The 26,639-nt window shown below is 45.4% G+C and carries 19 protein-coding genes; 13 read left to right on the top strand and 6 right to left on the bottom strand.

Annotation, left to right across the window (positions count from 1 at the left end):
- Positions 1-29: 29 nt before the first annotated feature.
- Positions 30-218 (bottom strand): hypothetical protein, encoded by a 189-nt coding sequence (locus tag QUA53_RS25580; protein ID WP_333100478.1) that lies wholly within the window; start codon positions 216-218, stop codon positions 30-32.
- A 293-nt stretch (positions 219-511) separates the two neighbouring features.
- Here QUA53_RS25580 and QUA53_RS25575 point away from each other — a divergent pair, with 293 nt between their 5' ends.
- Together QUA53_RS25575 and QUA53_RS25570 are read left to right on the top strand one after the other, a co-directional pair.
- Complete coding sequence (locus QUA53_RS25575) at positions 512-1,519, top strand: 2-hydroxyacid dehydrogenase (RefSeq protein WP_333100476.1); 1,008 nt, start codon at positions 512-514, stop codon at positions 1,517-1,519.
- Between the two features lie 196 nt (positions 1,520-1,715).
- Positions 1,716-2,153 (top strand): CAAD domain-containing protein, encoded by a 438-nt coding sequence (locus tag QUA53_RS25570; RefSeq protein WP_333100475.1) that lies wholly within the window; start codon positions 1,716-1,718, stop codon positions 2,151-2,153.
- Between the two features lie 153 nt (positions 2,154-2,306).
- On the opposite strand, the gene aroA is transcribed toward QUA53_RS25570, so the two are convergent.
- Positions 2,307-3,662, bottom strand: coding sequence for a 3-phosphoshikimate 1-carboxyvinyltransferase (gene aroA / locus QUA53_RS25565; protein ID WP_333100474.1), 1,356 nt, complete (start codon positions 3,660-3,662; stop codon positions 2,307-2,309).
- A 434-nt stretch (positions 3,663-4,096) separates the two neighbouring features.
- On the opposite strand from aroA, the gene QUA53_RS25560 reads away from it, so the two are divergent.
- On the top strand, positions 4,097-4,600 hold the full coding sequence (locus QUA53_RS25560) for a hypothetical protein (RefSeq protein WP_333100473.1): 504 nt from the start codon (positions 4,097-4,099) through the stop codon (positions 4,598-4,600).
- Positions 4,601-4,719: 119 nt separating this feature from the next.
- Here QUA53_RS25560 and QUA53_RS25555 read toward each other — a convergent pair whose 3' ends face one another.
- Entirely contained in the window at positions 4,720-5,199 is a 480-nt protein-coding gene (locus QUA53_RS25555) for a hypothetical protein (RefSeq protein WP_333100472.1), read from the bottom strand.
- A 142-nt stretch (positions 5,200-5,341) separates the two neighbouring features.
- Between QUA53_RS25555 and QUA53_RS25550 the strand changes: the two genes are divergently transcribed.
- The 3 genes from QUA53_RS25550 (at position 5,342) to QUA53_RS25540 (ending at position 7,476) form a co-directional block, all read left to right on the top strand.
- Entirely contained in the window at positions 5,342-6,019 is a 678-nt protein-coding gene (locus QUA53_RS25550) for a hypothetical protein (RefSeq protein ID WP_333100471.1), read from the top strand.
- 235 nt (positions 6,020-6,254) lie between these two features.
- Positions 6,255-6,554 (top strand): putative quinol monooxygenase, encoded by a 300-nt coding sequence (locus QUA53_RS25545; protein ID WP_190656699.1) that lies wholly within the window; start codon positions 6,255-6,257, stop codon positions 6,552-6,554.
- A 115-nt stretch (positions 6,555-6,669) separates the two neighbouring features.
- On the top strand, positions 6,670-7,476 hold the full coding sequence (locus QUA53_RS25540) for an MOSC domain-containing protein (RefSeq protein ID WP_333100470.1): 807 nt from the start codon (positions 6,670-6,672) through the stop codon (positions 7,474-7,476).
- 12 nt (positions 7,477-7,488) lie between these two features.
- Here QUA53_RS25540 and QUA53_RS25535 read toward each other — a convergent pair whose 3' ends face one another.
- From QUA53_RS25535 to QUA53_RS25525, 3 genes are all read right to left on the bottom strand, one after another.
- Positions 7,489-8,316, bottom strand: a complete 828-nt coding sequence (locus tag QUA53_RS25535; RefSeq protein ID WP_333100469.1) for a Uma2 family endonuclease — start codon at positions 8,314-8,316, stop codon at positions 7,489-7,491.
- Between the two features lie 40 nt (positions 8,317-8,356).
- Positions 8,357-9,226 carry a calcium-binding protein gene (locus QUA53_RS25530; protein WP_333100468.1) on the bottom strand — a complete coding sequence of 290 codons (870 nt, stop codon included), beginning with the start codon at positions 9,224-9,226 and terminating at the stop codon, positions 8,357-8,359.
- Between the two features lie 75 nt (positions 9,227-9,301).
- Entirely contained in the window at positions 9,302-10,975 is a 1,674-nt protein-coding gene (locus QUA53_RS25525; protein WP_333100467.1) for a methyltransferase domain-containing protein, read from the bottom strand.
- A 352-nt stretch (positions 10,976-11,327) separates the two neighbouring features.
- On the opposite strand from QUA53_RS25525, the gene QUA53_RS25520 reads away from it, so the two are divergent.
- The 7 genes from QUA53_RS25520 to QUA53_RS25490 all read left to right on the top strand — a co-directional run bounded on the left by QUA53_RS25520 (position 11,328) and on the right by QUA53_RS25490 (position 25,382).
- On the top strand, positions 11,328-15,176 hold the full coding sequence (locus tag QUA53_RS25520; RefSeq protein ID WP_333100465.1) for a glycosyltransferase: 3,849 nt from the start codon (positions 11,328-11,330) through the stop codon (positions 15,174-15,176).
- A gap of 295 nt (positions 15,177-15,471) precedes the next feature.
- Positions 15,472-16,221 carry a peptidylprolyl isomerase gene (locus QUA53_RS25515; RefSeq protein ID WP_333100464.1) on the top strand — a complete coding sequence of 250 codons (750 nt, stop codon included), beginning with the start codon at positions 15,472-15,474 and terminating at the stop codon, positions 16,219-16,221.
- 131 nt (positions 16,222-16,352) lie between these two features.
- The gene (locus QUA53_RS25510) at positions 16,353-19,364 is read left to right on the top strand and encodes a peptidase domain-containing ABC transporter (protein WP_333100462.1); all 3,012 of its coding nucleotides are present in this window, start codon (positions 16,353-16,355) and stop codon (positions 19,362-19,364) included.
- 52 nt (positions 19,365-19,416) lie between these two features.
- Complete coding sequence (locus QUA53_RS25505; RefSeq protein WP_445304985.1) at positions 19,417-21,423, top strand: chromosome partitioning protein ParA; 2,007 nt, start codon at positions 19,417-19,419, stop codon at positions 21,421-21,423.
- Between the two features lie 226 nt (positions 21,424-21,649).
- The gene (locus QUA53_RS25500) at positions 21,650-23,560 is read left to right on the top strand and encodes a hypothetical protein (protein WP_333100458.1); all 1,911 of its coding nucleotides are present in this window, start codon (positions 21,650-21,652) and stop codon (positions 23,558-23,560) included.
- 3 nt (positions 23,561-23,563) lie between these two features.
- Complete coding sequence (locus QUA53_RS25495; RefSeq protein WP_333100457.1) at positions 23,564-24,325, top strand: glycosyltransferase family 2 protein; 762 nt, start codon at positions 23,564-23,566, stop codon at positions 24,323-24,325.
- Complete coding sequence (locus tag QUA53_RS25490; protein ID WP_333100455.1) at positions 24,318-25,382, top strand: NAD-dependent epimerase/dehydratase family protein; 1,065 nt, start codon at positions 24,318-24,320, stop codon at positions 25,380-25,382. The genes QUA53_RS25495 and QUA53_RS25490 overlap by 8 nt, the downstream gene beginning before the upstream one ends.
- Positions 25,383-26,639 lie beyond the last annotated feature (1,257 nt).

The raw sequence follows: 26,639 nt of genomic DNA, 5'->3' as shown, positions 1-26,639 counted from the left end.
GACCCCATCTTTTTTTACCATAAATCGGTCTAACCTGCTTCAGCTAGGGGTTTTGACGGGGTTGTCACCCCGTCAGATGAAACAATTTCGATATTTTCCAAAATCAACTTTTGTTCTTGCGACAAGGTGGGCGAAGTAGAAGCAATAAAAGCTGCTACGTTGATTACAATTAAACAAGTTATAAAAATATCGTCTGCTAAACTGTATAAATTGCCCATTTCGGATTTTTCTAAAATTTCCTATATTTGAGTTTTTATTTTTTTGGGCATCTGATTTTTTCCTCAAAAGTAGGAATTAACGCTCGATCGTTAATACAGTATAAGCAATTGTATTCAAAACAATAAGCAAGACTTGCCTTACGGCTAAAAATCTGGTTTCTTGAGAGAGGCCTCGTTGCGAAACTCAATATTGATCGTGGAAACTGGGTTGTTTGGGTCAACGGCGTTCTACTAAAATTTAGAGTTAATCTGAAAAGAATTTCCAATTACTACTGGGTTTGCAGGCAAAAATCATGAAGGTAGCCGTATTCAGCACCAAATCCTACGATCGCACATTTCTGGAAGCAGCGAATGTCGGCGGCAAACACGATTTAGTTTTTTTTGAACCGCGTCTGAACCTGGAAACCAGCGTTTTGGCTGCTGGATTTCCTGCAGTCTGCGCGTTCGTGAACGACTCTTTGGACGCGAAAACGCTGCTCAGCATTGCCGAAAAAGGCGTCCGCTTGCTGGCCCTGAGATCCGCTGGATTCAATCACGTCGATTTAGCAGCAGCGAAGGATTTAGATCTAACTCTCCTCCGAGTTCCGGCTTATTCTCCCTACGCAGTGGCCGAACACGCAGTCGCTCTGATTTTGTCCCTCAACCGCAGAATCCATCGGGCTTACAACCGCGTCCGCGAAGGCAATTTCGCCCTAGATGGTCTGTTGGGTTTTGACCTTCATGGCAAAACGGTGGGAATCGTTGGAACAGGGAGAATTGGCGCAATTACTGCCCAAATTCTGCACGGATTCGGGTGTCGCCTGCTGGGATACGATGTTTACCAAAACCCAGATTGCCTCGCCATAGGCATGGAATACGTCGCACTCCCGGAACTATTCGCCGCCTCTGATATTGTCAGTCTGCATTGTCCGCTGATACCGGAAACCTACCATTTGATCGGTGCAGAGGCGATCGAGCAAATGAAACCGGGAATGATGCTGATCAATACCAGCCGCGGTCAGTTGATTGACACTAAAGCTGTTACCAAAGCACTAAAGTCTGGTATAATTGGCTACCTCGGCTTAGATGTTTACGAACAAGAGACGGATTTGTTTTTTGAAGATTTGTCAAATCACGTCATCCAAGACGACATTTTTCAGCGTTTGCTGACTTTCCCCAACGTCCTGATTACCGGACACCAAGCTTTTTTCACTGAGGAAGCTTTGAAAAATATCGCCGAAACCACGATCGGCAATATCACCGACTTTGAACAAGGACGCCCTTGCCCGAATCAAATCGACCTATATCAAGTGAAAAAATGAGTCAAAAGAGCGATTTGGCAGCGAAGGCAATTGTTTAAAATCAAGTCATATCGTTATTTTTGCTTGCAATTTGTGAAACTCTGCCTTAGTCTCATCAATTAGTCCCTGCAGCGCGGATGCTGTGCTAATTGCCGGAGAATTATACTGGCAGCAATTCACAGCCTGCAATTTTACCTGACAACGGAGGAAGTATTCAATGACACAAGCTAACTTTTCGGACGAGACACAAACGATCACTGAAGTCGTGACAGTAGATCTGGTGGAGGACAAACCGGGAGTCATGACTACAGTGACAACCACAGAAACACCGGCCAGCCAGTTCCAAGATATTAAAGACCAAGTTATTACAATTTTGTCGGAACTTCCAGCTTATCTATCCAATTTTTTTGCTGACTACCAAAAGCCCCTCATAACTGTTGGTTTAATTCTGGCAGGCGGTATTAGTATTAAGGTAATGCTGGGAGTTTTAGGTGCTCTTAATGATGTCCCTTTGGTAGCTCCAGTTTTTGAGTTGATTGGCATGGGATATACGGGTTGGTTTGTTTACCGCTATCTGCTCAAGGCTTCCGATCGCCAAGAGTTGTTAACGGAAATTGATTCTTTAAAAGAACAAGTTGTAGGTAAGGATTCTTAAACGGATGTTGAAGGAAGAGGGAAGTTCGGCAACTAGCACTGTACAAGATGTAACGGATGTCAGGAAAAAGGAAGAAAGAGGATTTTTCTCACTCTCTCATCTCCTTCCTAATCTCCCTCTCCTCCCACTCCTCCCTCTCCCACTCTCCCGCTCTCAATTTGGATGGCAAACTTGTTGTAAAGTGGCGGTAAAGTCGGGGTAGGAAATGGCAGCAGCTTCGGCCCGGTGAATGTTAGTAATACCTGTGGCGTTGAGGGCTGCGATCGCCAAACTCATCGCTATTCTGTGGTCGGTGTAGCTGTCAACATCCGCACCGATCAAAGGAGTTCCCCCGGTAATTTCTAAACCGTCGGGTAACTCGGAAATTTGGGCTCCCATGCGGTTGAGTTCCGCAGCAGTCACGGCCAGCCGATCGCTTTCTTTGACACGCAACTCGGCCGCATCTCGAATTATTGTAGTACCCGACGCAAAGATCGCCGCTACGGCCAAAATCGGGATTTCGTCAATCAGTCGGGGAATTAAGTCGCCCGCAATGGTGCATCCCCGCAATTGGCCGGAACTGCGAACCAAAATATCGGCTACCGGTTCTCCGGCAGCCTCTCGCTGATTTTGCAGTTCAATATCGGCGCCCATCATTTCCAAAGCTTCTAAAATGCCTGTACGAGTTGGGTTGACGCCGACATTTTCCACTACGAGCTCGGAACCGGGGACGATCGCCCCAGCAACTAGCCAAAATGCCGCCGAACTAATATCCCCCGGTACAATCACATTCTGCCCTTGCAGTTGTGTCGGCCCAGTAACTGTCACGCTGCAAGTTTCTGGATCGACGCTCAATTGGGCTCCAAACGCTCGCAGCATCCGCTCGCTGTGATCCCGCGACAGGGCGGGTTCTGTGACTGTAGTTTCTCCGCTTGCCATCAAACCGGCGAGCAATATGCAAGATTTAACTTGAGCCGAGGCGATCGGAGAATGGTAGTGAATCGGTTTTAACTGCTGTCCGAGTATCCCTAAAGGAGCTAAAGAATTGCTCTTTCGGCCCCAAATTTGCGCTCCCATTTGTTGCAGCGGTTTAATGACGCGCGACATGGGGCGCGATCGCAAAGAACTGTCACCCGTTACTGCATAAAAACGCCCCGGATGAGAAGCTAAAATTCCCAACATCAGCCGCATCGTCGTGCCGGAATTACCCGCATCCAAGACTTCCACAGGCTCCTCTAACTCGCCAATTCCGACGCCCCTGACTGTCACCCGTTCCGCGTTGAGTTCAGAAACTTTGGCTCCCAGGAGCGAGAAACATTTAGCCGTGCTGCGGGGGTCTTCCCCTAGGAGTAGTCCCTCAATAGTAGTTTCACCTTGGGCGATCGCACCCAACATCAAAGCTCGGTGAGAAATCGACTTATCGCCTGGAACTCGAATCCTCCCCACCAGTGACAAGCCCGATGCAGGTTTTTGAACGCTTAAAGTTTGGCTTTTGTCAAGAAGCGTAGTAGTTATAATGTCAGCTTGCATTGAGATAAACTAGGATTGGATGGTGTTAGCTATCCTACCTTTTTCCCAGTCCTAAGTCAGTCGTCGTTTGTACGGCCTGCGGGTTTTTTCCCAATGTGTCCGGTTAACTTAAAAGCTGATTAAACTCGCCCGGAGACTCCGCTGTCAGTTATCGAGGACACAGAAGTGCGGACGCAGCAGTACGGATTTCACTTTAATTTCACCCATATTATCCGTGTATATGCTTAGATTTCATGTCTAGCTCTCAGTTATCGACCAGATGATTCAATTGTGACTAAACAATTTTAGATTTTCGATTGCGAGTTGTAGATTTTTCATTTTTTTAAGCAAAAGCTCCGGAATTTGGAACCCAGCTAATCTAAAATCTAAAATCTAAAGCTTAAAATCTCAAATCTCAAACCCCCCGATCCACAACAACTCCTACACTTTTGTTTATGCTGACGCATCACCGCAAGCCTGTAAGTTTATCGCTGGTATCCACAGATTTACCATTGTGGTCAGTTGTTGAAACCGCTGGTACGCTTTATCAAAAAGACCGCGATCGCTTTCACTTGTTGTTACACGAACCAGCAATAATCGATCGCCAATTTTCCGACTGTTCCGACGAATCGGCCGAGCCAGTTACAATTTTGCCCCCAACTACAAAACCCCGGTTGCTCTGGCTAGAAGTTTCGCCCTATCGAGTCATTATGACTATGCAAGGAAACGGCAAATACAGTTACCGCCACTGCTGGGAACGAGGAATGTACGGCCTGAGCCGTTATTGGCTTCAGGGCGAATCGCTGGCGACTCCCGAACAGTTGCGACTCCGCAACTTCACCCGCAACTTGACGCTGACAGGAAAGCCGGAACCCGGACACTTGCAGTTAGAATACGAGTTGTGGTCGGAGAAAGTACAACTCGGCCGCTATATTTTGAATCTAGAAATTCATCACTAAAAATTGGGTAATTGCAAAGGGGTAGATAGTAGGTGAAGGCGACGCATTCCTCAAATTCATTCACCCCCGTGGATTGTTGAGGTTCGCGTGGCCAGCTCAAAACTCAAAACTCTTAGCCTTTAGCGATCGCTCTTACAATAATTAATCAGTTTGCTAGTCAAAGCGTCTTGATTTGCGGCTGCTTGATTGGCCTGTTGGCCTGCTCTAATAATATCTGCTTGAGCAGCTTGGATTTGCTCTCGACCTTCTATACTTGTAGAAGCAAGATTTCCAGCCTGAAGACTTTTGCTTATGTCGCCGAGTGCTTGACTAATTTCATGGAAAGATTTAACCGATGGCTCCTGAATTTCTTTGAGGGTTTTATCTGTTATTCGCAGAGCCTCAAGTTCATTCGCTATCAGGTTCAAATTTTTAGCTAAATTGTCGGTCGTTGCAGGATCGTTGCTGTCTTTATTAACATCAAGGAGAGCGTTGCCTTTGTTGACAATTTCAGTAAATTTAGTACACTGGACAGCTCGACTATTGCTGCAACTAATCGTCAGCGTACAGCAAGCAACAACTATCAGCAGGATGGTAATCTGTTTGCGAAAAAAGTACATGAACCCTCGGTTGCAAAAAAAGTAGATTCTGGGATTTTGTTGTAGAGTGCGTCAGCGATTAGCCGATATATCGACTGTCGAAAAACTTTCGCGGCATTCGGACACGCTCTACTAAGCTAAACTACGTACCTGTTTGGGAACTATGGTCAAAAACAGCAATAACCTAAAGAAGGGAAGCATTTGGGGATATCTTACCCTGCTTTTGCCTATTTCCTTGACGGCGGTTGCCAGTTTCGAGTCGGGAACGATGTTTTGGGCGATCGCTACCACAGCGGGCATTGCTTGGGCTTGGAGGCTCTACCAGCAGCAACAAAAACACAAACTCGCTCATTTAGACTCGGTTTTCTACAAGTTAATCAAGGAAAATCAAGGGCGAGTTACGGCTTTGGATTTGGCGATGAATGCAAAACTCCCCGGAGAAAAGGTTCAAGAGTATCTGGACGAACGAGCCTCTGAGTTTGCAGCGGATTTTGAAGTGACAGAACAAGGCGGAATTTTGTATTATTTTCAAATAGCTCCACCTGTCACTCCAAGCGAAACACTTAATGCGACAATAGCTGTTCAAGAGCCTCCCATAAATCGGGAAAAAGCACAAGATAAAAAACCAAATTTATTCCCCATTACTCAAACCAAGACTCCTCAAAAGCCCAAAATCTCTTTTACCCAAACGGAACTCTCCCGCCGATTCAAAGTTCACGCCACTACGATCGGCAAGTGGAAACTTAAGCCGGAGTTTGCTCAGTGGAGCCGCGAAAAAGACCCGGAGGATCTCGCCTGGGAATATTCTACAGAAAACAAGCGATTTTATCCCAAAGATTGAGTAGCTCCGGTATTCGCCAAAATATACCAATAAACCCGGTTTCTACGACGCTCTGTGGTTGGTGGCGAAGAATTTGGGAAGAAACCGGGTTTCTGAGACTTGAGCGCGTCCTGGACTAATTTTAGTGCCGTTGACCGATCGACCTCTTTAGGTTATTTTAAGTGAAATCGTGTTTTGCTGAGTTTGGTAAGTAAAATCGGTAAATTCGATCGTCCTATCTGTGACTTTTTGTCCTATGTCCAAAACAACCTTGCGAGTAGTCGCCCGCCTCGCTGCCTTTCCCGACAAAGTAGCAGAACTTAAATCTCTGCTGCTGAGTATTATGGAACCCACTCGCAAAGAAAAAGGCTGCATCAAATACGAACTCCTGCAAAATCAAGCCGATCCCACAGATTTTACCTTCGTTGAAGAGTGGGAAAGTGCAGATTTGCTCGAACTACATCTCGGTTCAACTCACATTCAAGACGCAGTGCAGAAGTTAGACGGTTTGGCCGTTGGGCCTCCAGATATCCGCCGCTATGAATTGCTAGCTTAATCCGGTTTGTAGAGCAATTTTATTAATGTTTATAAAATAGCTTCGACCCCCCTAGCCCCCCTTAGTAAGGGGGGGACAAGAGTTCAGTTTAAATTGAAGCAGGGCTAAAAAAAATATGACAGTAGCAACAATAAAACAGTTATTTATTTATCCAATTAAAGGGCTGACACCGCAAGCAATGTCGGAGTTTGCTTTAACAGCAGGACACGGAATTAAGGGCGATCGAGCTTTTGCCTTAATGTTTGCAGATAATATTGAAGCTGCAAAGATGCCCGCAGATAATGTGCCTTGGATGAGCAAAAAAAATTTTGCCGTTCAAAATGATTGGCCTCTGTTAGCAGCTTTGGAATGCGATTATCAACCGGAAACGACGGTTTTAACCGTCAAGCGTCAAGGAGTTGAAGTGTTATCCGCAGAAACGAACACAGCAGCGGGGCGCGATCGCATTGGCAGTTTTTTCACAGAATATTTGGCGGCAATTGAACCCACAAAAGAAGCGAGACACCCGCAGTTTGCACCTTTGCACTTAGTCGGCGACAGCAGCGGCGAAACTCGTTATCCCGATCGAGAACCCGTACACATTTCTTTACTCAGTCAAGCCACATTAGACCAATTAACAGAAATCGCTCTTCAAAACATTGACGTGGCCAGATTTCGCCCGAACATTGTGCTAGAAGGTATGGCAGCTTGGTCAGAATTTGAGTTGATCGGAAAACAGTTTCAATTAGGCACGGCGCGCATAGAAGTTACAGCACGAATCGGCCGCTGCGTCAATATAGAAGTGAATCCCGAAACAGGCGATCGGGATATTTCCCTACTCAGTTTACTGCAACAGGAATTCGGTCACGCACAAACTGGAGTGTTAGCCAAAATTATCAACAGCGGCACAGTTAAAATCGGCGATGTTTTGACTTCTTATTAATAAAAACCAACATTAAGATTGTGAATGCTGCCTAACTTCCTCTACTGATAAACCGAGTGCTTCTGCCACTTGCTGTGTATTCAATCCCATTGCCAACAACCGAGGGATGGCATCCCGCCGTGCTTGGGCTTCTGCACTCAAAGCCTGCTCTGCTAAGGAAGCTCGTTCTGTACCTGTCAGCAGCAAATTGCCCTCGCTGTCCCACCACCGCAGCCACAGCATTGTCTGGTTTTGATAACTGCCTTGCCACAGTCCTAATTCTACGCCCATTGGCGCGATCGGATAATGACCGCGATCGTTCGGAAGCAACTGCTGGTAAAACCCATTGTTCAGGTTGTAAACCTCCAGCCTGCCACTATTGATCTCATAGATGCCATAAAACGGAATCCGCATGATCCGCTCATATACCCAAAACTTCCCAGGTCTTTGCGCCGCTCCAACTTCCGAGTACGATAGTGGGGTTGTGTCCCGCTCTTGTGAACCATCTCCTGATGCGAACTCCAAAGCAATCATCGGAGCCATGAATTCCCGCCACAGCACGTAAGAGCGACGGATCTGATTTCCTAGTGTTGGTGGCACATTCGGCACGTAGAACCAGTCTGGAGCTTCTGCTCCCTTTTCAAGGGGGTCAGTTTCTCGCCAGTAGATGCCGCAGTCTTGCCCTATAGCATATTGCCCATCGGGATGAAGCTCTTGCAATACCGACCCAAGAGAATCAGTCAAAATAATGCTCTGCGGATGCTCCTGAAAATTCTTTCCGAAAGTGCCATCTTCCTCTGGCAATTTCGTGTGGTCGGGGAAGGGAGAGGGAAGGACAATCTTTTCGGTTGCCGGGGTCACGCTACCTCTCAAGAATTGCAGCTTACCTGAATATCTTAACTCATCCTGCTTCCGGCACCCTCACCTTATTACCAATCAAATTCAGAAAACTCGTTCCAAAATGTTGAACCTCCAAAAAATTAGCATAAGCAGGAGTTGACTTGTAAACTCTAAAAGTTCGCATAATCCCTAAAGTCGCCGCGCTTTCCAGCGGGCCTATAAAGCTAGTATCCCTATCCAAAAAATGAGACTGCTTAGCCCAGTGTGCCATCTGTTCCGCATTCAAAAAATAGCAGCCGGAATGAGGATTCAACGCCCGCTCAAAAGCGACTGTTTGTTCCATGATTTTTCCCATTAACTGCCGCTGCTCCTCTACATTTTGAAACTGAGAAGTCGCTGAATCTGCTAAATCACCATCAACATATGCTTTAAACACTGCACCTTTAGGCGCTATTTCATAGCGATTAGGTTGCAGCAAATTCCCATTTCCCCCGTGATGCGTAAACCACTTTAATTTACTAAAAAACCACGGATCGTGCAGAACTAAATCATCTTCCAAATAACAGAAATAATCGTATTTGTTAAGACACGCCCGTAATACTGCTTGACATTCAAACCCCAAAAGCAGCGGTTCGCATTTGGTAGCGTGGTGCATAAAACATCTAGGTTGCACTGGCAGTTGAGGCAACAGATGATAACCTTGAGTAGTGCAAATAACAATGTCAATTTCGTGCTGTTGAGATTGATTTGCTGGGATAGTTGCACATTCGCTAATGTCAATCATGGACTGAGATTTGCCGTACAAAGCTTGCAGCGCTGTCACGCAAGCGGTTAAAGCATTCAGTCGCGGTTGCGGATCATTTCGCTGGGAAGCGTGTTTCCCCTCGCCGCTGGGATTGTAAAAGTGAGCAATAGTGAAGAGAATTCGCATTGGTGTGGAGTAACAATTAGAAATTAAACAATAAAACAGAACGATCGCACAATAACCCTATAAATCTTACCGCACTTAGTCACCAAATAACTCCGGCAGGCGATCGTGCAACTCAGCATTTAAACGTGGCAACTCGTCTCGCATCTGTAAGTACCAATCTCGCCGCTGCCGGTAGTGCCCGCACAGCAAGCGGTTGTCGCGCACCCATTCGTAAGCATTCGCGGCTATTTCCCGGCGCCGAGAAGTGTCAGAAATCAGCGAATTTAGTTTAGTTTCAAACTCTTTTTCATATCTATAAATCAATCCTGTTTCACCTTCGACAATCGAATGTTCGTACACAGTCGGACTTGCCAGCACCGCTACTCCCCGCGCTGCACATTCAATAAATTTTAAGTCGGACTTCGTTTCGTTAACCGGGTTGGAAACAAGCGGCAGCAAAGCTATATCGCAACTGTACATGATTTCTTGATACCGTTCGTAACTGCAAAACGGTTCAAATTCTTTTTGCTGTATTTTCAAGGATTCAAAAAATTTTCTGTCGTGGATTACTTTAACTTGAATCCGGTGCTTGTGTGCGACTAAAACTCGATTTAGCGCTGCCATAATCGGCTGCCAATCTTTTTCGCGGTTGAGTGCACCAAAAAAAATTGTGACAGTATCTTCTACCGGATAAATTCGCTGCGGAGGTAGATAAGCTAAGTGATTGGGAAATACAGCCACATTGGGATTGTATTGGCGCAAAATTTTTGCGAGGGGTTCTGTAGAAGTTTGAACGCAGTGACAGCCTCGATAGCTGAGGTAATTATTATCTGCATATTCGCGGCGGCGGATGGGATTGTCGTCAATTTCAGCTACTATTAAATAGCCTTGTTGCAGCAGTTCTTTGAGTTGGGGAATATAGCCGGGATATTGCATAATTGTCCGCTGCCAGATGAAAACTTTTTCTTCTTCCGGCAGGGGGGGAATTAATCCTGCTGTTTTTACGCCGGATACGGTGCGGACACCGGGAATTGTGGCGCTAAATTTGTCCGGTTCCAAAACTCGCACGCGATCGCACCCGGTAGGAGCCATAATGATAGTCTGAATCAGAAGTCTGCGTGCAGGTACGGTCGATTTTGTCGATCGCACGATATAATGTTCAGCACCTGTTTCCGTAGCAAAACTGCTCGATGTGAGCTCTAAAGCCTTTACCATTGGATGCAGTAATTCCTGAAAGTGCACAAAATTTTCGGTTTTGTGTCCCTTCCCTTGAAATTCATAAACCTGCAATCCGGCTTGAGCAAATAATGATTTAATACTTTCTAGGGTAAACCAGTGCTGCATCTTGCTGTCGGGATTTTCCCAATGTCCGCGCAGCAGATTGACAATTCGCCGCCAGTATTGAACATTTGGGATTCTGGCGAGAATTTGCCCCTCTGGATTCAGCAAACCACTGTACTGCTTGAGGACTTCCCAAGGGTTTTTGAGATAAGGTAGCAAGTCGCCGAAAATTAAGCAATCGACGGTTCCTGGAGCGATTTCGAGACTTTCGAGGGCAATTTCTTCAATATCGGCTACCGTCACCCAGTTTAGCCGATCGACTGCAATTTTAGCTTTTTCTCGATCGCATTCAATGCCAATATACTGACAATGGGGATTGATCAGTTTGTACTGTTCGCCCGTCGCACCCGTACCGCAGCCAATTTCGACAATGACTTTAGCATCCGGCGGTAGCAGCTTCAAGAAGTCGTGGTTGGCGCGATCGCTCACTTTGTCTAAAATTCCTGATTAGTTTATCGTAAAATAAAACAGAGCCACCCATGCCGACAGACAACCAGCCGAAGGTTAGCATTGCGATGCCAGTATACAATGGCGATCGCTATCTTTGTCAAGCACTAAAATCTCAGTTGCGAACTTTTTTTCTTTTCTCTTCTCTTGGTCTACGTTAAGAGCGTTTCCTTTAAATTTTATTCACAACTCTTCCATGATTGCTATATGTTAGCCAATATTCGGCAAAATTATAATTTCTTCTCTAGCCTACCTTTTTGAGCGCAATTGAGCTGATTAATTCTGCTTTTTCTCAAAAAAACCACACTACACTGTCCTAAATACATTAGAAACTATGAACCATATTCGAGGAATGAACATCGCCGGCTACATCAACGGCGAATTTGGCATAGGAGAAGGTGTCAGAGCCAATATTAGGGCTGCAGAAGCCGCTGGGATTCCCTTCGCCCTAAACAATTTTACCCGCAGTCCCCACCGCAAGAAAGACACCACCTATCAAAATTTTAGCCCAGATAATCCCTATCCTGTAAACTTAATTCAAGTCAACGCCGATGAAGTTGCAACCTTTATCAAACATACAGGTTCCACCTATTTTAAAAACAAATACAATATCGGCTTTTGGGCTTGGGAACTTCCCGCATTTCCCCCAGAATGGCAGCCAGCATTTAATCACTTTCACGAAATATGGACTTACAGCAACTATTGCGCCGAGGCAATTTCAGCAGTCTCGCCAATTCCCGTCATCAAAATCATGCCTAGTATTGCTCTGCCCGCACCTTCCCTGAACAGAGAAGCACTGAACTTACCGAAAAATAAATTTATTTTCTTGTTTGTCTTCGACTTTTCTAGCCGCATCGAGCGCAAAAATACTTTAGCGACAATTCAAGCATTTAAGCAAGCTTTTGGCGAAGATAACAGCGTATTATTGGTAATCAAATCTTCTAATTCCCACAAATTTTTAGCGGCGCAAGCATCCTTAAACTCAGCCATAGCAAATAATTCAAATATCAAACATCTAGACGGGTATTTGTCCAAAAATAAACTTAACGGCTTGCTCTATAATTGCGACTGTTATGTATCGCTGCACCGCTGCGAAGGATTCGGCTTAACAATGGCTGAAGCCATGTTTTACGGGAAACCAGTAATTGCCACTAGCTATTCATCAAATACAGAATTTATGAATGTCGGCAATAGCTATTTAGTCAAGTATAAGTTAATCCCTATTGAGAAAGATTGCGGGCCTTACAAAAAAGGCAATGTTTGGGCCGAACCGGATGTCGAACACGCTGCTGATTTAATGCGTCATGTCTTCAACAATTACCGGGAAGCTCAGCAAATTGGAGCGATAGCTGCTGAGGAAATTCAGACTTTACTCCACCCGCAAGTTACAGGTAATAAAATTAAAAAACGTCTCGAATATATTGCCGAGATTACCGATAACTTTCAAAGCATACTTCTGTCAGGAACAGCCCAACCGAAGTCTGCCAAATTTAGGGCAGACTTGCCACCATCACAGCAAAAAAATCAATCCACAGCAGAACTACAAAACGGGCAGCCGAAGGTTAGCATTTGCATTCCGACATACAACGGAGAAGCATTTATTGGGGAAGCAATCAAAAGTGCTTTGGCCCAAACCTACCCTAACATAGAACTGATTATATCCGACGACGGTTCTACAGACGAAACAGTTGCGATCGCCCAATCCTTCCAATCCCAAACCTCAATCGATTTCCGCATTGTACTGCACCGCAACTACGGCTTATCACAAAACTGGAACTTTTGCATATCCCAAGCAAAAGGTCAATACATCAAGTTTTTGTTTCAAGACGACTTGCTCGCACCAGAATGTATTGAAAAAATGGTCGCCGTCGCCCAACAAAACCCTGAAATAGGTATGGTTTTCTCCGCGCGAGGCATCACCATAGCTGAAAATGAATCTAACCCGATTTTGCGGAAAGCTTCCCAATCAATTAAAGATTTGCATAAAAGTTGGTCTAATTTAAAATCTATTCAGTCCGGGAAAGAATTACTGGCAGATACTAACTGCTTGAGCAACCCCATAAACAAAATTGGCGAACCGAGTACCGTCTTAATTGCCGCCAGAGTATTTGAAGAAATAGGATTATTTGATTCGGGATTATCTCAGTATGTAGACTTAGATATGTGGTGGCGAATCATGGGGAACTATCATATCGGATTTGTAGACGAAAAACTGTCGTCACTGCGGATTCATCCCGAACAACAAACTTGGAAAAACTTCGCGGCTGGGGAAAATCATAAAGATGTAGTCAGATTTTACAAAAAACTACTAAATAGTTCTGATTACAGTTTCCTGGATCAACAAATCCAACAGACAATCCGCCAAAAGTTGGCATTGAGAACCCAGCCGAGCTTATCGGAATTGTCAGCAATGCTTGAGCAATACAATAAATTTCCCTCAAAACAGCCTCTTCTTGTGCTGCGCCAATACCGCCAACAGCTAGCTGAATATTGGCTGAATTTGCCAGCTAAAAAATTAGAAAATGCTTACTTCAAAGACACGGGGCAAGCTCATAAATTGCTCCTAGGTAGCGCCCTCAAAAATGAAACTTTAACTGAGGAAGAACAAAGTTTTGTCCAGCAGTTATCCTCCAAACTTGCTGAAGGAGGGGAAATTGCCGATAAGATTCAATATCTCCTCGCAGCGATGCTGTACCGCGACGCTTATCAGTTGCCACTTGAGTATAAAAATGCAGCAATTCCCCAGTGGTTTTTTGACGACTTTTTGAAATTTATCTTTCAGTCTCCCGGTTATTTTAAACAAAACTGGGAAATAGAAAGGTACTCTGAATATTTGCAGCAGTTAATCAAGTATGTCGCTGGAAATATCGCCCGTTTTCCAGATTCAGAAGTGTGGCGTTATTTGGCGGCCTTTATGGCGAAAAATGTTAGCTTCCAAGCTTTGTACTTGAGCGAGGAAAATCTGCTCAATATATTGAGTCAACGAAATGATATTCTGGAATTTTATTTGAAAAATGCCGGCTGTCAAATAGAATGGGATTTTCCTCAAAAAGAACCAGAAATAACTAAAATTCGAGTTGGCTTTTTGCTTGATAAAATTAGTGATGAATCCGAGACTCGTGCTGCAATTCCGAGTTTTGAATATTTAGACAGAACCAAATTTGAAATTATCGTGTACTATTTCCAGGTACAAGACGAACGACTGGGGAAATATTGCGAAAGTTGCGCCGACAAACTGGTGCAACTGTCAGAAGATTTGCCCCAGCAAGTCCGAGAAATGCGATCGCACGATTTAGATATTCTGCTAATCTGCACCAATATTACCAACACTTCTGAGCCATGCGCCCTCCTGTGCTTGCACCGACTAGCACGGGTGCAAATAGCTAGCGGTGCATCAACCCCCGCCACCACGGGCGCCCGAAATATCGATTATTTCATGGCCGGAGATTTGACATTGCCCGCAGGTGCAGCAGCAGAGTATCGCGAAAAATTAATTACTTTAAAAGGATCGGGAGTTTGTTTAAGCTATAGTGTAGGATCGGCACCTGCCATAGTTGAACCGACTCGTAGCAGTTGGGGAGCAACTGAGGAATCTGTAGTGTTCATGTCCGGCGCTCAAGTTTTTACAATTATCCCAGAATTGAGAGAAAATTGGGCAAAAATTATTGCGGCGGTACCAAATTCTATTTTAGTTTTGTATCCCTTTAGTTCCGGCAATGAAAACTATCCGACGGTGCCTTTTTACAACCAAATTCGATCGCTCTTTGCCGAATTTGGGGTTGACAAAAAGCGCTTAGTTGTGATTAAAGCGCTGCCATCTCGCGCAGATTACATAAAATGTCTGGAATTGGCTGATATATATTTAGACTCCTATCCATACAGCAGTGCCTGCTATGCGGCAGAAGCGCTGTTGGTGGGGTTGCCTGTAGTGGTAAGAAAAGGCCAAACAGGGCGATCGCGACAATCAGCCGCAGTGATCGAAGAACTGCTACTTCCGGAACTGGTAGCAGACAGCGAGAACTCTTATTTAGATCTGAGCACAGCACTGGGAAACAACCCAGAACTGCGCCGGCACTACCGCGATCGAATTCAGCAAAAAATGGTGGCAAACCCGAAATATCTCGACAGTCGCGCTTGCTCGACTCAACTGGGAACACTCTTTGAAAAACTATTCCGAGGGTGAAGGAAGAAGGAAGTTCAGCAACTAAGCAGTGTACGGGATTTAACGGATGGATGTTGAGGGAAAAAGGAAGATGGCAGAAGTAAAGATTTTCCCACTCTCCCACTCTCGCACCCGGTTACCATTATGAGACCCGCGGGGAACCCCTCGCTAGGCAGAGCGTCAAGAAATAGACAGCAATAGCGCTAGCCCACTGACGGTCTGCTATCATCGGGGAATCGAGGGGTTAGTGGTTGTCGCTCTTTTCCTGCCACAGCTAAATTAAAAGGGGAAGCGCAAGTCAGTTGGAGATAAAAAAATGACAGGACTTTTTCAAATAGGCGATAAATTACTGCAAGCTCAGGATATGCCATCGCTCCTGAAGCGGTATCAGTTAATGCCGCAATTCTTGCGCGGTGTAATAGTAGACCAAGCGATCGCATCCTTTAGTTGCAGCGACGAAGAACGCAAATCCGCCGTCGAGAACTTTCTGGCACAACACCAACTGACAGCCCCCGAAGCCAAAGAAGCTTGGCTGCGCGGCCAAAACATGACGGAAGAAGAACTTCAAGAGATGGCCGTCAGGCCCTTGCTGATCGAAAAATTTAAGCAAGCCACTTGGAGACCTAAAGTAGATAATTATTTTTTAACCCGCAAAGCCAGCCTAGACCATGTAGTCTATTCCCTGGTACGCACCAAAAATCCAGCACTGGCAAACGAACTTTACTTTCGCATCCTCGAAGGGGAACAAACCTTTGCTGAAGTGGCCCGCGACTATTCCGAAGGGCCAGAGTCCAAGTCAGGTGGCTTGTTGGGCCCAGTACCGCTCTCGCAGCCCCACCCGGCAATCAGCAAACTTTTGTCCGTCAGCCAGCCAAATCAACTGTGGACGCCACGTCCTCTGGCAGAATGGATGGTAATTATTCGACTAGAAAAGTTCATGCCGGCCCAGCTCGATGAATCGATGCGGCTGCACTTGATTAACGAACTCTTTGAAAGCTGGCTCGCCGAACAGATATCGCAAATAGGCCCGCTACAGCCCCTCTCTTCCGTGTCTTCAATATCATGACCGAAAGCAATTTCGTCTGGGGCCCCCGGATTTATCCGTGGAGACTTTAAAAAGCGTAGCATCCTAACAAAAAGCCTCCGGATTCATCTGTGGATTCAATCTAAAATCTAAAATCTAAAATCTAAAATCGGATGACTTCTTCCGCTGTTTCCCTCTCCCAAATTCAGGATTTCTTAGCTAAAACACCTCCCTTTGACCGGCTCTCAGAGACCGCTCTCACAGCCTTGGTGGCTAAATGCCAACTGTTAGGCTACCGGACGGGGCAACCGCTGTTTGAACGGGAAAAAATGCCGACTCAGGTGGCAATTATCTATCAAGGGCAGGCCCGGCTGCTGGGCTTTGACCAGCGATCGCAGCGCCACGTAAGTTTGCGCTTGGTGCAGTCGCAGGAAATTCTCGGCTGGGCTGGCTTGCTCCGGGGAGTTCCCTGCGAAACGGCGATCGCCTCTACAGATGTAATTGCGATCGTCCTACCTGCCGAAGATTTCCTGAGCGTAGTGGAAAAACAGCCGACCTTTGGAGAAGCCTTTCGCGAACACTGTTCCTTGAGCGAAGTATTTGAACTGTTGAGCCTGGAATTGCAGCGCCAAGCCGACGGGACTTCCAATCTCAAGGAACTCACCCTGCAAGCTTGGCAAGACGCGAAAGTTGTCAACGTGCCAAACGGCAACAAAAAAACTCAAGACCTGGCCAAAGAGCTAGATGGCGATCGAGTTTGGCTCGTCAGCAGCGGCGTCTTGGGCGACTTTCCCACCGGCAGCCGCTTCTCTGTGGAAAACGCAGCCAAATCCTTAAAAGTAGAAGGCCGCCTCGGCGCCCGCTTGGTCGGCTTCCGGGAACCCCCAGAACCCCAACCCGAAACAGACTCATTAAATGGCACGCCAGATACAGTAGGTCCAGGGCAGAAGCCGCCCGGCGGAGCATTCATCGAGGTTATACCCGGCCCAGAGCGTCCCCCAGAACCCGCAAGCGGCCAACCAAAGGATGCGGCGGCGAAATACCCAGTTTTCCGCGCTAAAGGGCAGATTGACGGTCCGCTAGCTTGCTTCCAGATGTTGAGCAAGTATTTCGGTCTTAAATTTCGTCGAGATATCATCCGCAAAGTTCTAGAAAATCAGTTAAAAACCGCTGGTTCTATCAGTCTGCAAGCCTGCGGGGCGATCGCCCAAAGCATCGGCCTCACGCCCCAATTGGCGCAAGTGCCAGCAGAAGCCATCAACCGCATCAAAGCCCCCGTAATGATTAAATGGCAAGATAGCTTTGCCATTATTTACAGCATCACCGAGCAAGAATTGGTGCTCGCCACGCCCGAACAGGGGCTGATGCGGAAGCGGATACCTCAGTTTAAAGAAATCTGGGGAGAATCAGGAGAAGTCCTGCTGCTGCAAGCTCCGCAAGTCGAACAAAAAGAGCAGTTCAGTTTCTGGTGGTTTGTGCCGGCGCTGATGGAACACAAGACAGTGTTTTTTGAGGTGTTGCTCGCTTCGTTTTTTGTACAGTTATTTGGTCTTGCAAACCCATTAATCAGCCAAATAATTATTGATAAAGTCTTAGGTCAGCGCAGCATTGACACCTTGGATATTTTGGGGGCGTTTCTGTTAGGTGTTGCTCTGTTTGAAGGACTGCTCAACGGTTTGCGTACCTTTTTGTTTATAGACACCTCAAACCGCATCGATGTCAAATTGAGTGCAGAAGTCATCGACCACTTGCTGCGGCTGCCCCAAAATTACTTTGACAATCGGCGCGTGGGAGATCTGGTTTACAAATTCAGCATGATGGGCCAGATTCGGGAATTCATGACGAGCACAGCTCTGACAGTGGTTCTCGATGCAGTATTTTCGGTGGTTTACGTCGCCGTTATGCTCTCCTACAGCGTGCAGCTAACGTTTGTATCTTTGGCAGTGGTACCGATACTGGGGCTGATGATTATTCTAATCAATCCGCTGGTGCTGCGCCTGATCAAACAGAGAAATATGCGTTTTTCTGACTCTCAATCTTATTTAGTGGAAGTAGTCGGCGGGATTCAAACGGTTAAGGCTCAAAATATTGAATTGAAATCCCGTTGGGAGTGGTCTAGCCGCTACGCAAAATACATTACAGCCAGTTTTAAAACAATTATCACGGGGACGGCAGCAGGTACGGTTAGCGGCTTTTTAAACCAGGTGGGTAACTTAGCTCAGTTGTGGGTAGGAGCTTATTTGGTACTGGGAAATGAGATTACTTTGGGTCAGTTGATTGCTTTCCGAATTATTTCCGGGAACGTGACTGGTTCGCTGCTGCGTTTTGTGAGCGTGTGGCAGAGTTTCCAAGAAGTCTCGATGTCGATCGATATGCTTAAGGATGTGGTCGATACCCCGACGGAAACCAGCGATGAAGACCGGAACAATATCCCGCTGCCGGCAATTCAAGGGCAGGTTACCTATGAGGAGGTTTCCTTCCGATTTCTAGAAAGCGGGGCACTGCAATTGGCTAATGTTAATTTGGAATTTCCCGCTGGCAGTTTTGTGGGAATTGTGGGGGGAAGCGGTTCCGGTAAAAGTACGGCGATGAAGCTGTTGCAGCGTCTTTATCCGCCGCTGTCGGGCCGGATTTTTATTGACGGGTACGACATTTCTAAGGTGGAACTGTACTCGCTTCGCAGCCAACTTGGGGTGGTATTGCAAGATACTTTGCTGTTTAACTGTACTGTTCAGGAAAATATTGCTCTGAGTAATCCCGATGCGAGTACGGATGAGATTGTGCGAGCGGCAAAATTAGCCGTGGCTCACGATTTTATTATGGGCTTGCCTGCGGGCTACAATACGATAGTCGGAGAGCGGGGTGCGTCGCTTTCTGGGGGTCAAAGGCAGCGTTTGGCGATCGCCCGCACGATTTTGCAAAACCCGAAACTGCTGATTTTGGACGAAGCTACAAGCGCCCTCGACTACCATTCCGAACGCCAAGTTTGTAATAACTTAGCAGAAGCTTTCGCCGGCCGCACGGTGTTTTTCATTACTCACCGCCTGACTACAATCCAAAACGCTGATGTAATTATTATGATGGATCAAGGTTCTGTAGTCGAGCGGGGAACTCATAAAGAATTAATGGCTCTTAAAGGGCGTTACTACTGCCTCTTCCAACAACAAGAGTCATCGAATACCTGATATCTAACAACTCACAACTGATCACTAACGCTTAACAACTGAGAACTAACAAATGGCTATGAAATCGGTAGTACTTTCTGAGCAACCAGTCATTCTCGAAAAACCAGCGATTTGGTCGCACTTGTTTTTGTGGATGATCATGCTGATGACCACTTCTGCTGTAGTTTGGGCTTATTTTGCTAGCGTAGAGCAAGCTGTCCCCGCTGTCGGGCAATTAGAACTCAAAGATGGTGCTAGAGACATCCAAGCACCTGCTACGGGCGCTGTGGTGAGACTTCACGTTGAAAATGGCGATCGTGTGGAAAAAAACCAGCCTCTGCTCACTTTCAACCCCCTTGCACCCAGTGCCGATTTAACATCGATACAGAAAACTAAAGAAGCTCTGGAAAAGGAAAATAAATTTTATGAAGATGTTGTCAACGGCAAAATTCAAGGCCCTGTTCCTTCTAACCTAGAATCAACAATTAAGGACAGACAGAGCCTCGCGGCACAAAATCAAGTGCTGCAAGCTTTGATTGACGAACTGTACCTCAATCGGGGAGCTAGCGGAAATTTTGATGCAGCCCAGCAAGGACTTTATGTTAATTATCGATCGGAATTTCTGTCTCGCGTCGCCGCAGCTCAAGGCCAAGTTCAGGAGTTGGAAAAACAACTGAAGCAAGCTCAGGATGCTGAGAAAGCCGCCGGCGATCAAATGATAGTGGCACAGCAACAATTAGGTTTTGCCCAGAACCAATTAAATTATGCTCAGCAGCAGTTAGCTTCTTCGCAAGAGCAAGTAAAATCAGCCTTGGCTCAGAAAGAGTTGGCCGAAGAACAGTTGACGAAATCCCAACAAGTATTGAAGTCAAATCAAGGCATTTTGGGGAGACTAGGCCCCCTGGTGGAGGAAGGAGCCATCGCTGAACTGCAAAAAGAACGTCAAGAACAAGATGTTTTCAAAGGTCAAAGCGACGTTCTCAAACAGCAAGATCAAATCAAGCAGCGCGAAGGTGAAATCAACGCCCGCAAAGGCGAAATTAACACGCGCCGAGGTGAGATAAATACGCGCCGCGGTGAAATTAACGCGCGTCAAGGTGACATCCAAAAAATTAGTGCTGAAATACAGCGCCAGCAAGGAGAGCAAGCGCGCATTCAGGAGTCCATCGCCCGCGCCGAAGAACAGTTGAAAAACACCAAGGATTCCTGGGCGAAAGAACTTTATACCAAAATTGCTGAAAACCAGAAACAAATTGCCAGCAGCGATTCTCAGTTAAGCCGCTTCAAAGTGGAAAACCTGAAAAAGCTGTCCGAGGTGAACGCTCAGCTAGAGAAGGCTCAACAAAACCGCGATACTCAAGTGATGAAGGCTCCGGTATCGGGGGTAATCTTTGATTTGAAGCCTTCTACGAAGGAGAAAGCTAAGTTGGATATGGCGAAAGATCCGATATGCCAATCCATTATTAATTCGGTGTTGAAACCGGGCGAACCGCGCCCAAAACGCTGCGAAGAAGCTTATTACGAAGCGCAGCAAACTGAAAAGCTGCTCAAGGTTTTGGATGACGACAACGGTCTGGAAGCAGTTGTTTACCTGGAAAACAGCAATGTGGCTCTGGTATTGGATGCTTTGAGACAGAAGCGGGAAAAATTGGAACCGTATCACGGCAAACAATTGGACGGAGAAAAGATTGACTGCGAAAAAGGTAAAAGTTGCGTTTGTCCAGAGAAGGAAGTTAACAGAGAGAAACTGGGCTTGACCAAATACCAATGCGTTCCTGTGGAAGTGAATGTAGAAGCTTTCCCGGCTCTGGAGTTTGGTACTGCTGAGGGTGAAGTGAAAGAGATTAGCAGCGATGCTGAGCCTCCTACTGAACTGCGGAAATACTACGCTTTCAAAACCAAAATTAAGCTCAAGAATCAGAAGTTTGTTTTGAATAAGGGCAAGGCAAATCAAGTTGAGGTTAACTTGCAGTCGGGAATGTCCGTGAGTTCTAATATCAATATCGGCAAGCGGAGTGTTTTGCAGATGTTTATCAACCGATTTACTGGGAAAATGGATACGTTCAAGACTATTAAGTAATTCGGTTAACCGAATTGAACGCGAGGCTTTTAGGCTGTTCGGAAACCCGGTTTCTTCAAGAAACCGGGTTTCTATGTGTTATGTTTTTCAACTTGTTTGTAGTAAGGAATGCAAGTCCCGCTATGCCTAAACTATGAGGAGTGAAGCCTTCACTACAAACTTGATAAAAATTATTTAACCGGGTTTGATATAAAATGGTGATGGCAATCAGTGCGATCGCACTTTCATGAAAAAAATCATCTTATTTACTTTATATCTAATTCCTGTTGTCCTGTTAATCGGATTTGTAGCGAATTTTAGCGTTAACGTTCCCGTTGATGACGAGTGGAGGTTAGCTAGCCTTTTTGAGAAAATAGCTCAGGGAAATGTAACTTTTAACGATTTTTGGGCTGTGCACAGCAACCACCGCATACTTTTTCCGAAAATAATTATTGCTATTTTGGCTTTTGCTTCTCAATGGAATATTAATTATCAGTTGTGTCTCAGCATAGGTTTGGCTGCGATAACTTTTATCGCTATGTACAAGTTATCCTCGATGCAAGTTAAGAATGTTGCGGATGATTTGTGGCATTTAGCTAATATTTTAACTTGTATTTTGCTTTTCTCGCTAGTTCAGCAAGAAAACTGGCTTTGGGGATTTCAATTGGCTTGGTTTTTAGTCAATTTGTGTTTGGTAGCTGCGGTTTATGCGCTGAGTTCAAATCGCAAATTTTTGCCTAATATTATCGCCATCTTTAATCGGATGAAACAGAGCTGTTGCACCAATATCGATAAGCTATTTAGGAACGGGCAAGATGCCCGTTCCACAAGAACATTGAATTTTTGTGAAACGGACATCTTGCCCGTTCTTGAGAATGATGCACCACTCCAGAGCGAACAGAGTAGGGACACGGCACTGTCGTGTCCCTACTACAATATTCCAATATCGATTGCTGCTTTATTCTGCTTTATTGCTAGTTTTTCCCTCGCGCAAGGCTTGCTGTCTTGGTGGGCTGCAATTCCGGCTCTGGCGGCTTTAGAAGGAAATGCGGTAGAAAAAAGAAAAAGATTGATTATATGGATATTGCTCTTTGCTGTAACTTGTGTTGTTTACTCAATTGATTATCATCCCAGTCGGAAAACAAGTATTATTTCATTGTTGAATAAGCCCCTGGTGGTAATTGATTACTTTTTGAGTCTGTTGGGTTCGCCAATTGTGCGCTCTCCTGGAATTTCAGCATTAGTTGGATTGCTAATATTGGGAAGTTTCTTATTTTTGGGATTCCACTTTGGGAGAAAGATTACCGAGCATCGTGAGGCTTTACCTTGGCTGTCAATAGGTTTATTTTCGGTTTTATCGGCTCTGTTTATTACGGCTGGTAGGGCAGAATTTGGGGCGATTCACGCGCTCGAATCGTCTAGATATACGACTAATTCGATTTTGCTGTTAATTGCTGTGGTTCAGCTAGGACAATTGTTGGTTCGAGGTAATTATCAAGAAACAAAAGCAACGTTAAAGAGTAATTATAAATTTATTTATCGGGTAGTTGCAGGGCTGTTAATTGCTACAATTATTGTTAACTCTCAACAGGCGATCGCCCAATCTCGCTCCGCACTTCTTTACAAACAAGGCGCTCAAGATTGTTTGCAGTTAATTAACTATCTGGACCAGTCGGATTTTTTCAACAATTCGCCGGAAAGTTGTTTGAGGGTGCTGAGCAAAAAAACTTGGCTGGTGAGAGAAGGCGCTGCTATTATCGACAAAATAGGTTGGATTACGTTAGCTAAAAATGTAGAGTTTATTTCTAATACCGAGAAAGTTTACGGCTATTTAGACAAACCTCAAACCAGCGATAAATTCTTGACTCTTACGAAAAAGGCTGCTCTCAGGGCTGCAGGTTGGGCTGTTTGGCCAGAAAATTTCAAACAGCCGAATATCGTACTGCTATCTGTCGGCGATAAAAAATCTTTTTTTGCTAACGCTTATGTAAATTTGGACAGTCCCGACATCGCTGAGAGTTTAAAATCTAAGTTATACAATAATGCAAGGTGGGCTGTTGATTTGTCGGATAATAATTTGCCGATCGCCCAAACCGAAATCAAAGCTTGGGTGTATAATCCTGTTGACAACCAGTTTGTCCAGTTGCGCGGAGGATGAGGAGTGAAAATTTCTGTGATTATACCGGCCCACAATGAGGAGGGCTGTTTGTACGGTACTGTGCGGGCGATCGCCCAAACGCTCGATTTAGAAGGCATTCCGCACGAAATTTTGATTGTGAATGACAATAGTGTCGATCGAACTATTGATATTTGCCAGGAGTTATCTGAGACTTTTCCCACAGTTAGATACATCAACAATCAACCTCCGAATGGTTTCGGATTTGCCGTGCGCCGGGGTTTGGCGGAATTTGACGGAGATGCTGCAGCAATTGTGATGGCTGATGCTTCCGACGATCCCATCGATTTGGTAGCAGGATACCGCAAGTTGCAAGAAGGATATGATTGCGTTTTCGGTTCCCGCTTTATCAAAGGTGGCTTTATAGTTGATTATCCAATTCACAAGTTAGCAATAAACCGCTTAGCAAACTGGTTTGTCAAAAGTATTTTCGGCTTGCGCTACAGCGATGTCACCAATGCTTTTAAGATTTACCGCAGAGAAGTGATTGAAGGCGTGCAACCGATTTTGAGCCATCATTTTAATTTGACAGTCGAACTGCCATTAAAAGCAATTGTCCGGGGGTTTTCCTATACGGTGATTCCTTTGAGGTGGTACAATCGGACTGCGGGTATTTCTAAGCTTAAAATCAAAGAGATGGGCAGTCGATATTTGTTTATTGTCTTGTATGTCTGGCTGGAAAAACATCTCTCTCGCGGCGACTACCACCGGACTAGAAAGATAGCAAAAATAAAAGTGAATGCCTGAGAGAATTTTAATTGTGGGCGGGGCGGGTTTTATCGGCAGTTGTTTGGCAATTGGCCTGAAGAAACTGCACCCGGAATGGCAAATAATTTGTTTAGATAACCTGCGTCGCCGGGGTTCAGAATTGAATCTGCCTCGGCTTAAAAGTTGCGGTATTCAGTTTGTTTACGGGGATATTCGTACAGCGGCGGATTTAGATCCAGTTGCACTGAATGCTGACTGCATTATAGATTGTGCTGCGGAGCCTTCTGTACTGGCAGGTTTTAGTTCGCCTCAGTACGTTTTGCAGACGAATTTACTGGGCACTGTGAATATTTTGGAGTTGGCGAGACAAACCGGTGCGAGTTTGCTGTTTTTGTCTACGAGTCGGGTTTATCCGATCGCCAGTGTCAAGTCTGTTAAGCTGTTAGAGTTGCCGAATAGATTTGCGATCGCCCCTGAGCAAACTTTACCCGGTATATCCGAGTTGGGCATATCAGAAGACTTCCCATTAAAAGGACACCGTTCGCTTTACGGAGCAACTAAATTAGCTTCGGAATTGCTGATTGAGGAATACAGGGAAGCATACAATGTACCCGCAATTATTAACCGCTGCGGGTTAATTACTGGTGCTTGGCAAATGGGTAAAGTCGATCAGGGAGTTTGCGGTTTGTGGGTGGCGGCTCATTATTTTCAAAAGTCGCTGAATTATATCGGTTTTGGCGGCAGTGGCAAGCAGGTTAGGGACTTACTGCACGTTGAAGATTTGTTGAGGTTAGTTAATTATCAGTTAGAACATTTTGCTGAATTTGACGGCGAAATTTTTAATGTTGGCGGCGGTTTGAGCAACAGTCTTTCTTTGGTTGAGACAACTGATTTGTGCCAAAAGATTACGAATAAATCGATTCGGATTCATCCTGTTTTGGAGGAACGCGCGGGGGATATTCCGATTTTTATTACTGATTCTTCTCGGGTGATGGAGACAACAGGATGGCGGCCTCTTATTGGGCCGGAAGCAGCTTTGCAGGATATTTATGATTGGATTGCTGCTAATGAGGTTGTGTTGAGTTCGATATTGTAGGGAGTTTTTTTTGACTGCAGATGTAGGCGGATCAATGCAGATATATCGATGTTCCCCTTTCTACCTGGGGGGTGACAACCAGGTTAGAAGCTAGACAAGGTAAGGCGTAGACCCACTTGTGGTAAAAAAAGATAGGCCCGTTCACAGTACCGACGACCTATCACAAACTATGTTACCTCTATTTTATCAGACGCATCTCCAACAACACTTAACTCGTACTCAGTTTTTAGTATTAAGTATCCTGCTTAATCTATTGCAATCGTCCAGACAAGTTAAGTTGGAGCAATTAGACCGAGTGTTTCCCTATCCGATTACCGCCCTTTGCCGACGTCGGAAATTACAAAGGTTCTTGAATTTACCTCACTTAACCCTCTGCCAGGTTTGGTATCCCCTGATAACTTATTGGTTAACCACTTATTGCCAAGTGGGTCAGACTTTATCAATTGTCATCGATCGCACCCAATGGGGATATATAAACTTGACGAGTGGTAAGCCTGGTGTGGGAGAAGAGAGCTATCCCTTTATCAGGGTCACTGTTACCCAAGCCTTGAAGTAGTAATTTGACAGAACAAACGGATGCGATAGCAGAAATTTTACCGCTATTGAAAGATTATAAAGTAGTGGTTTTAGGAGACGCCTGAATTTTGCTCAGTCGAGCTGGCTAACTGGCTCAGGGAGGGAGGTGTATATTTTTGTTTACGGCTTAAATGCTCTCTTTGTATCGAAACGGAACCTGAAATCTGGCAGCCGTTGAAGGAGGTAGGATTGGTTCCCGGAATTTCTCTTTATTTCCCTGGAGTCAAAGTCATAAAGACTCAACCGATAGGGGGATTGGATGTCGCTTGTAAATGTCCAAGAAAATATCGGGGCATATCGGTTCAGGAGGGTTGGTTTATCCTGACTAATTTAGGCTCTCTAAGCGAGTGCGATCGCTGCCTACCAAAAGCGGATGGGAATTGAAGAGATGTTTCGAGATTATAAAACTGTAGTTTAGACTAAAAAATCAGTGCAGCTAAAAGTAGCAGCCTTTTAGCAGAAGGCAAGCTGTTGCTCAAAAACTCAAGAGGTAGAAGATTAAACAGCTAATCTTGAAGATTTTTTCCGTCGAGAAACGCGTTTTTTAACAGTGGGACAGCACGGTGCCTTAGTACGTATAGTCATTTCAAATAAATGTGAGACCGAGGTCAGATCATGATAAAATCGCTAAAAATAGTTGATTATAAAAAAATGGCTTACAGTCTAGACTATCGACAAAAA

This window comes from Microcoleus sp. Pol12B3, from assembly GCF_036701355.1.
Taxonomy (GTDB): Bacteria; Cyanobacteriota; Cyanobacteriia; order Cyanobacteriales; family Microcoleaceae; genus Microcoleus.
Note: the sequence above shows the minus strand (reverse complement) of the source record. Positions and strands in the feature narration are given on the sequence as shown.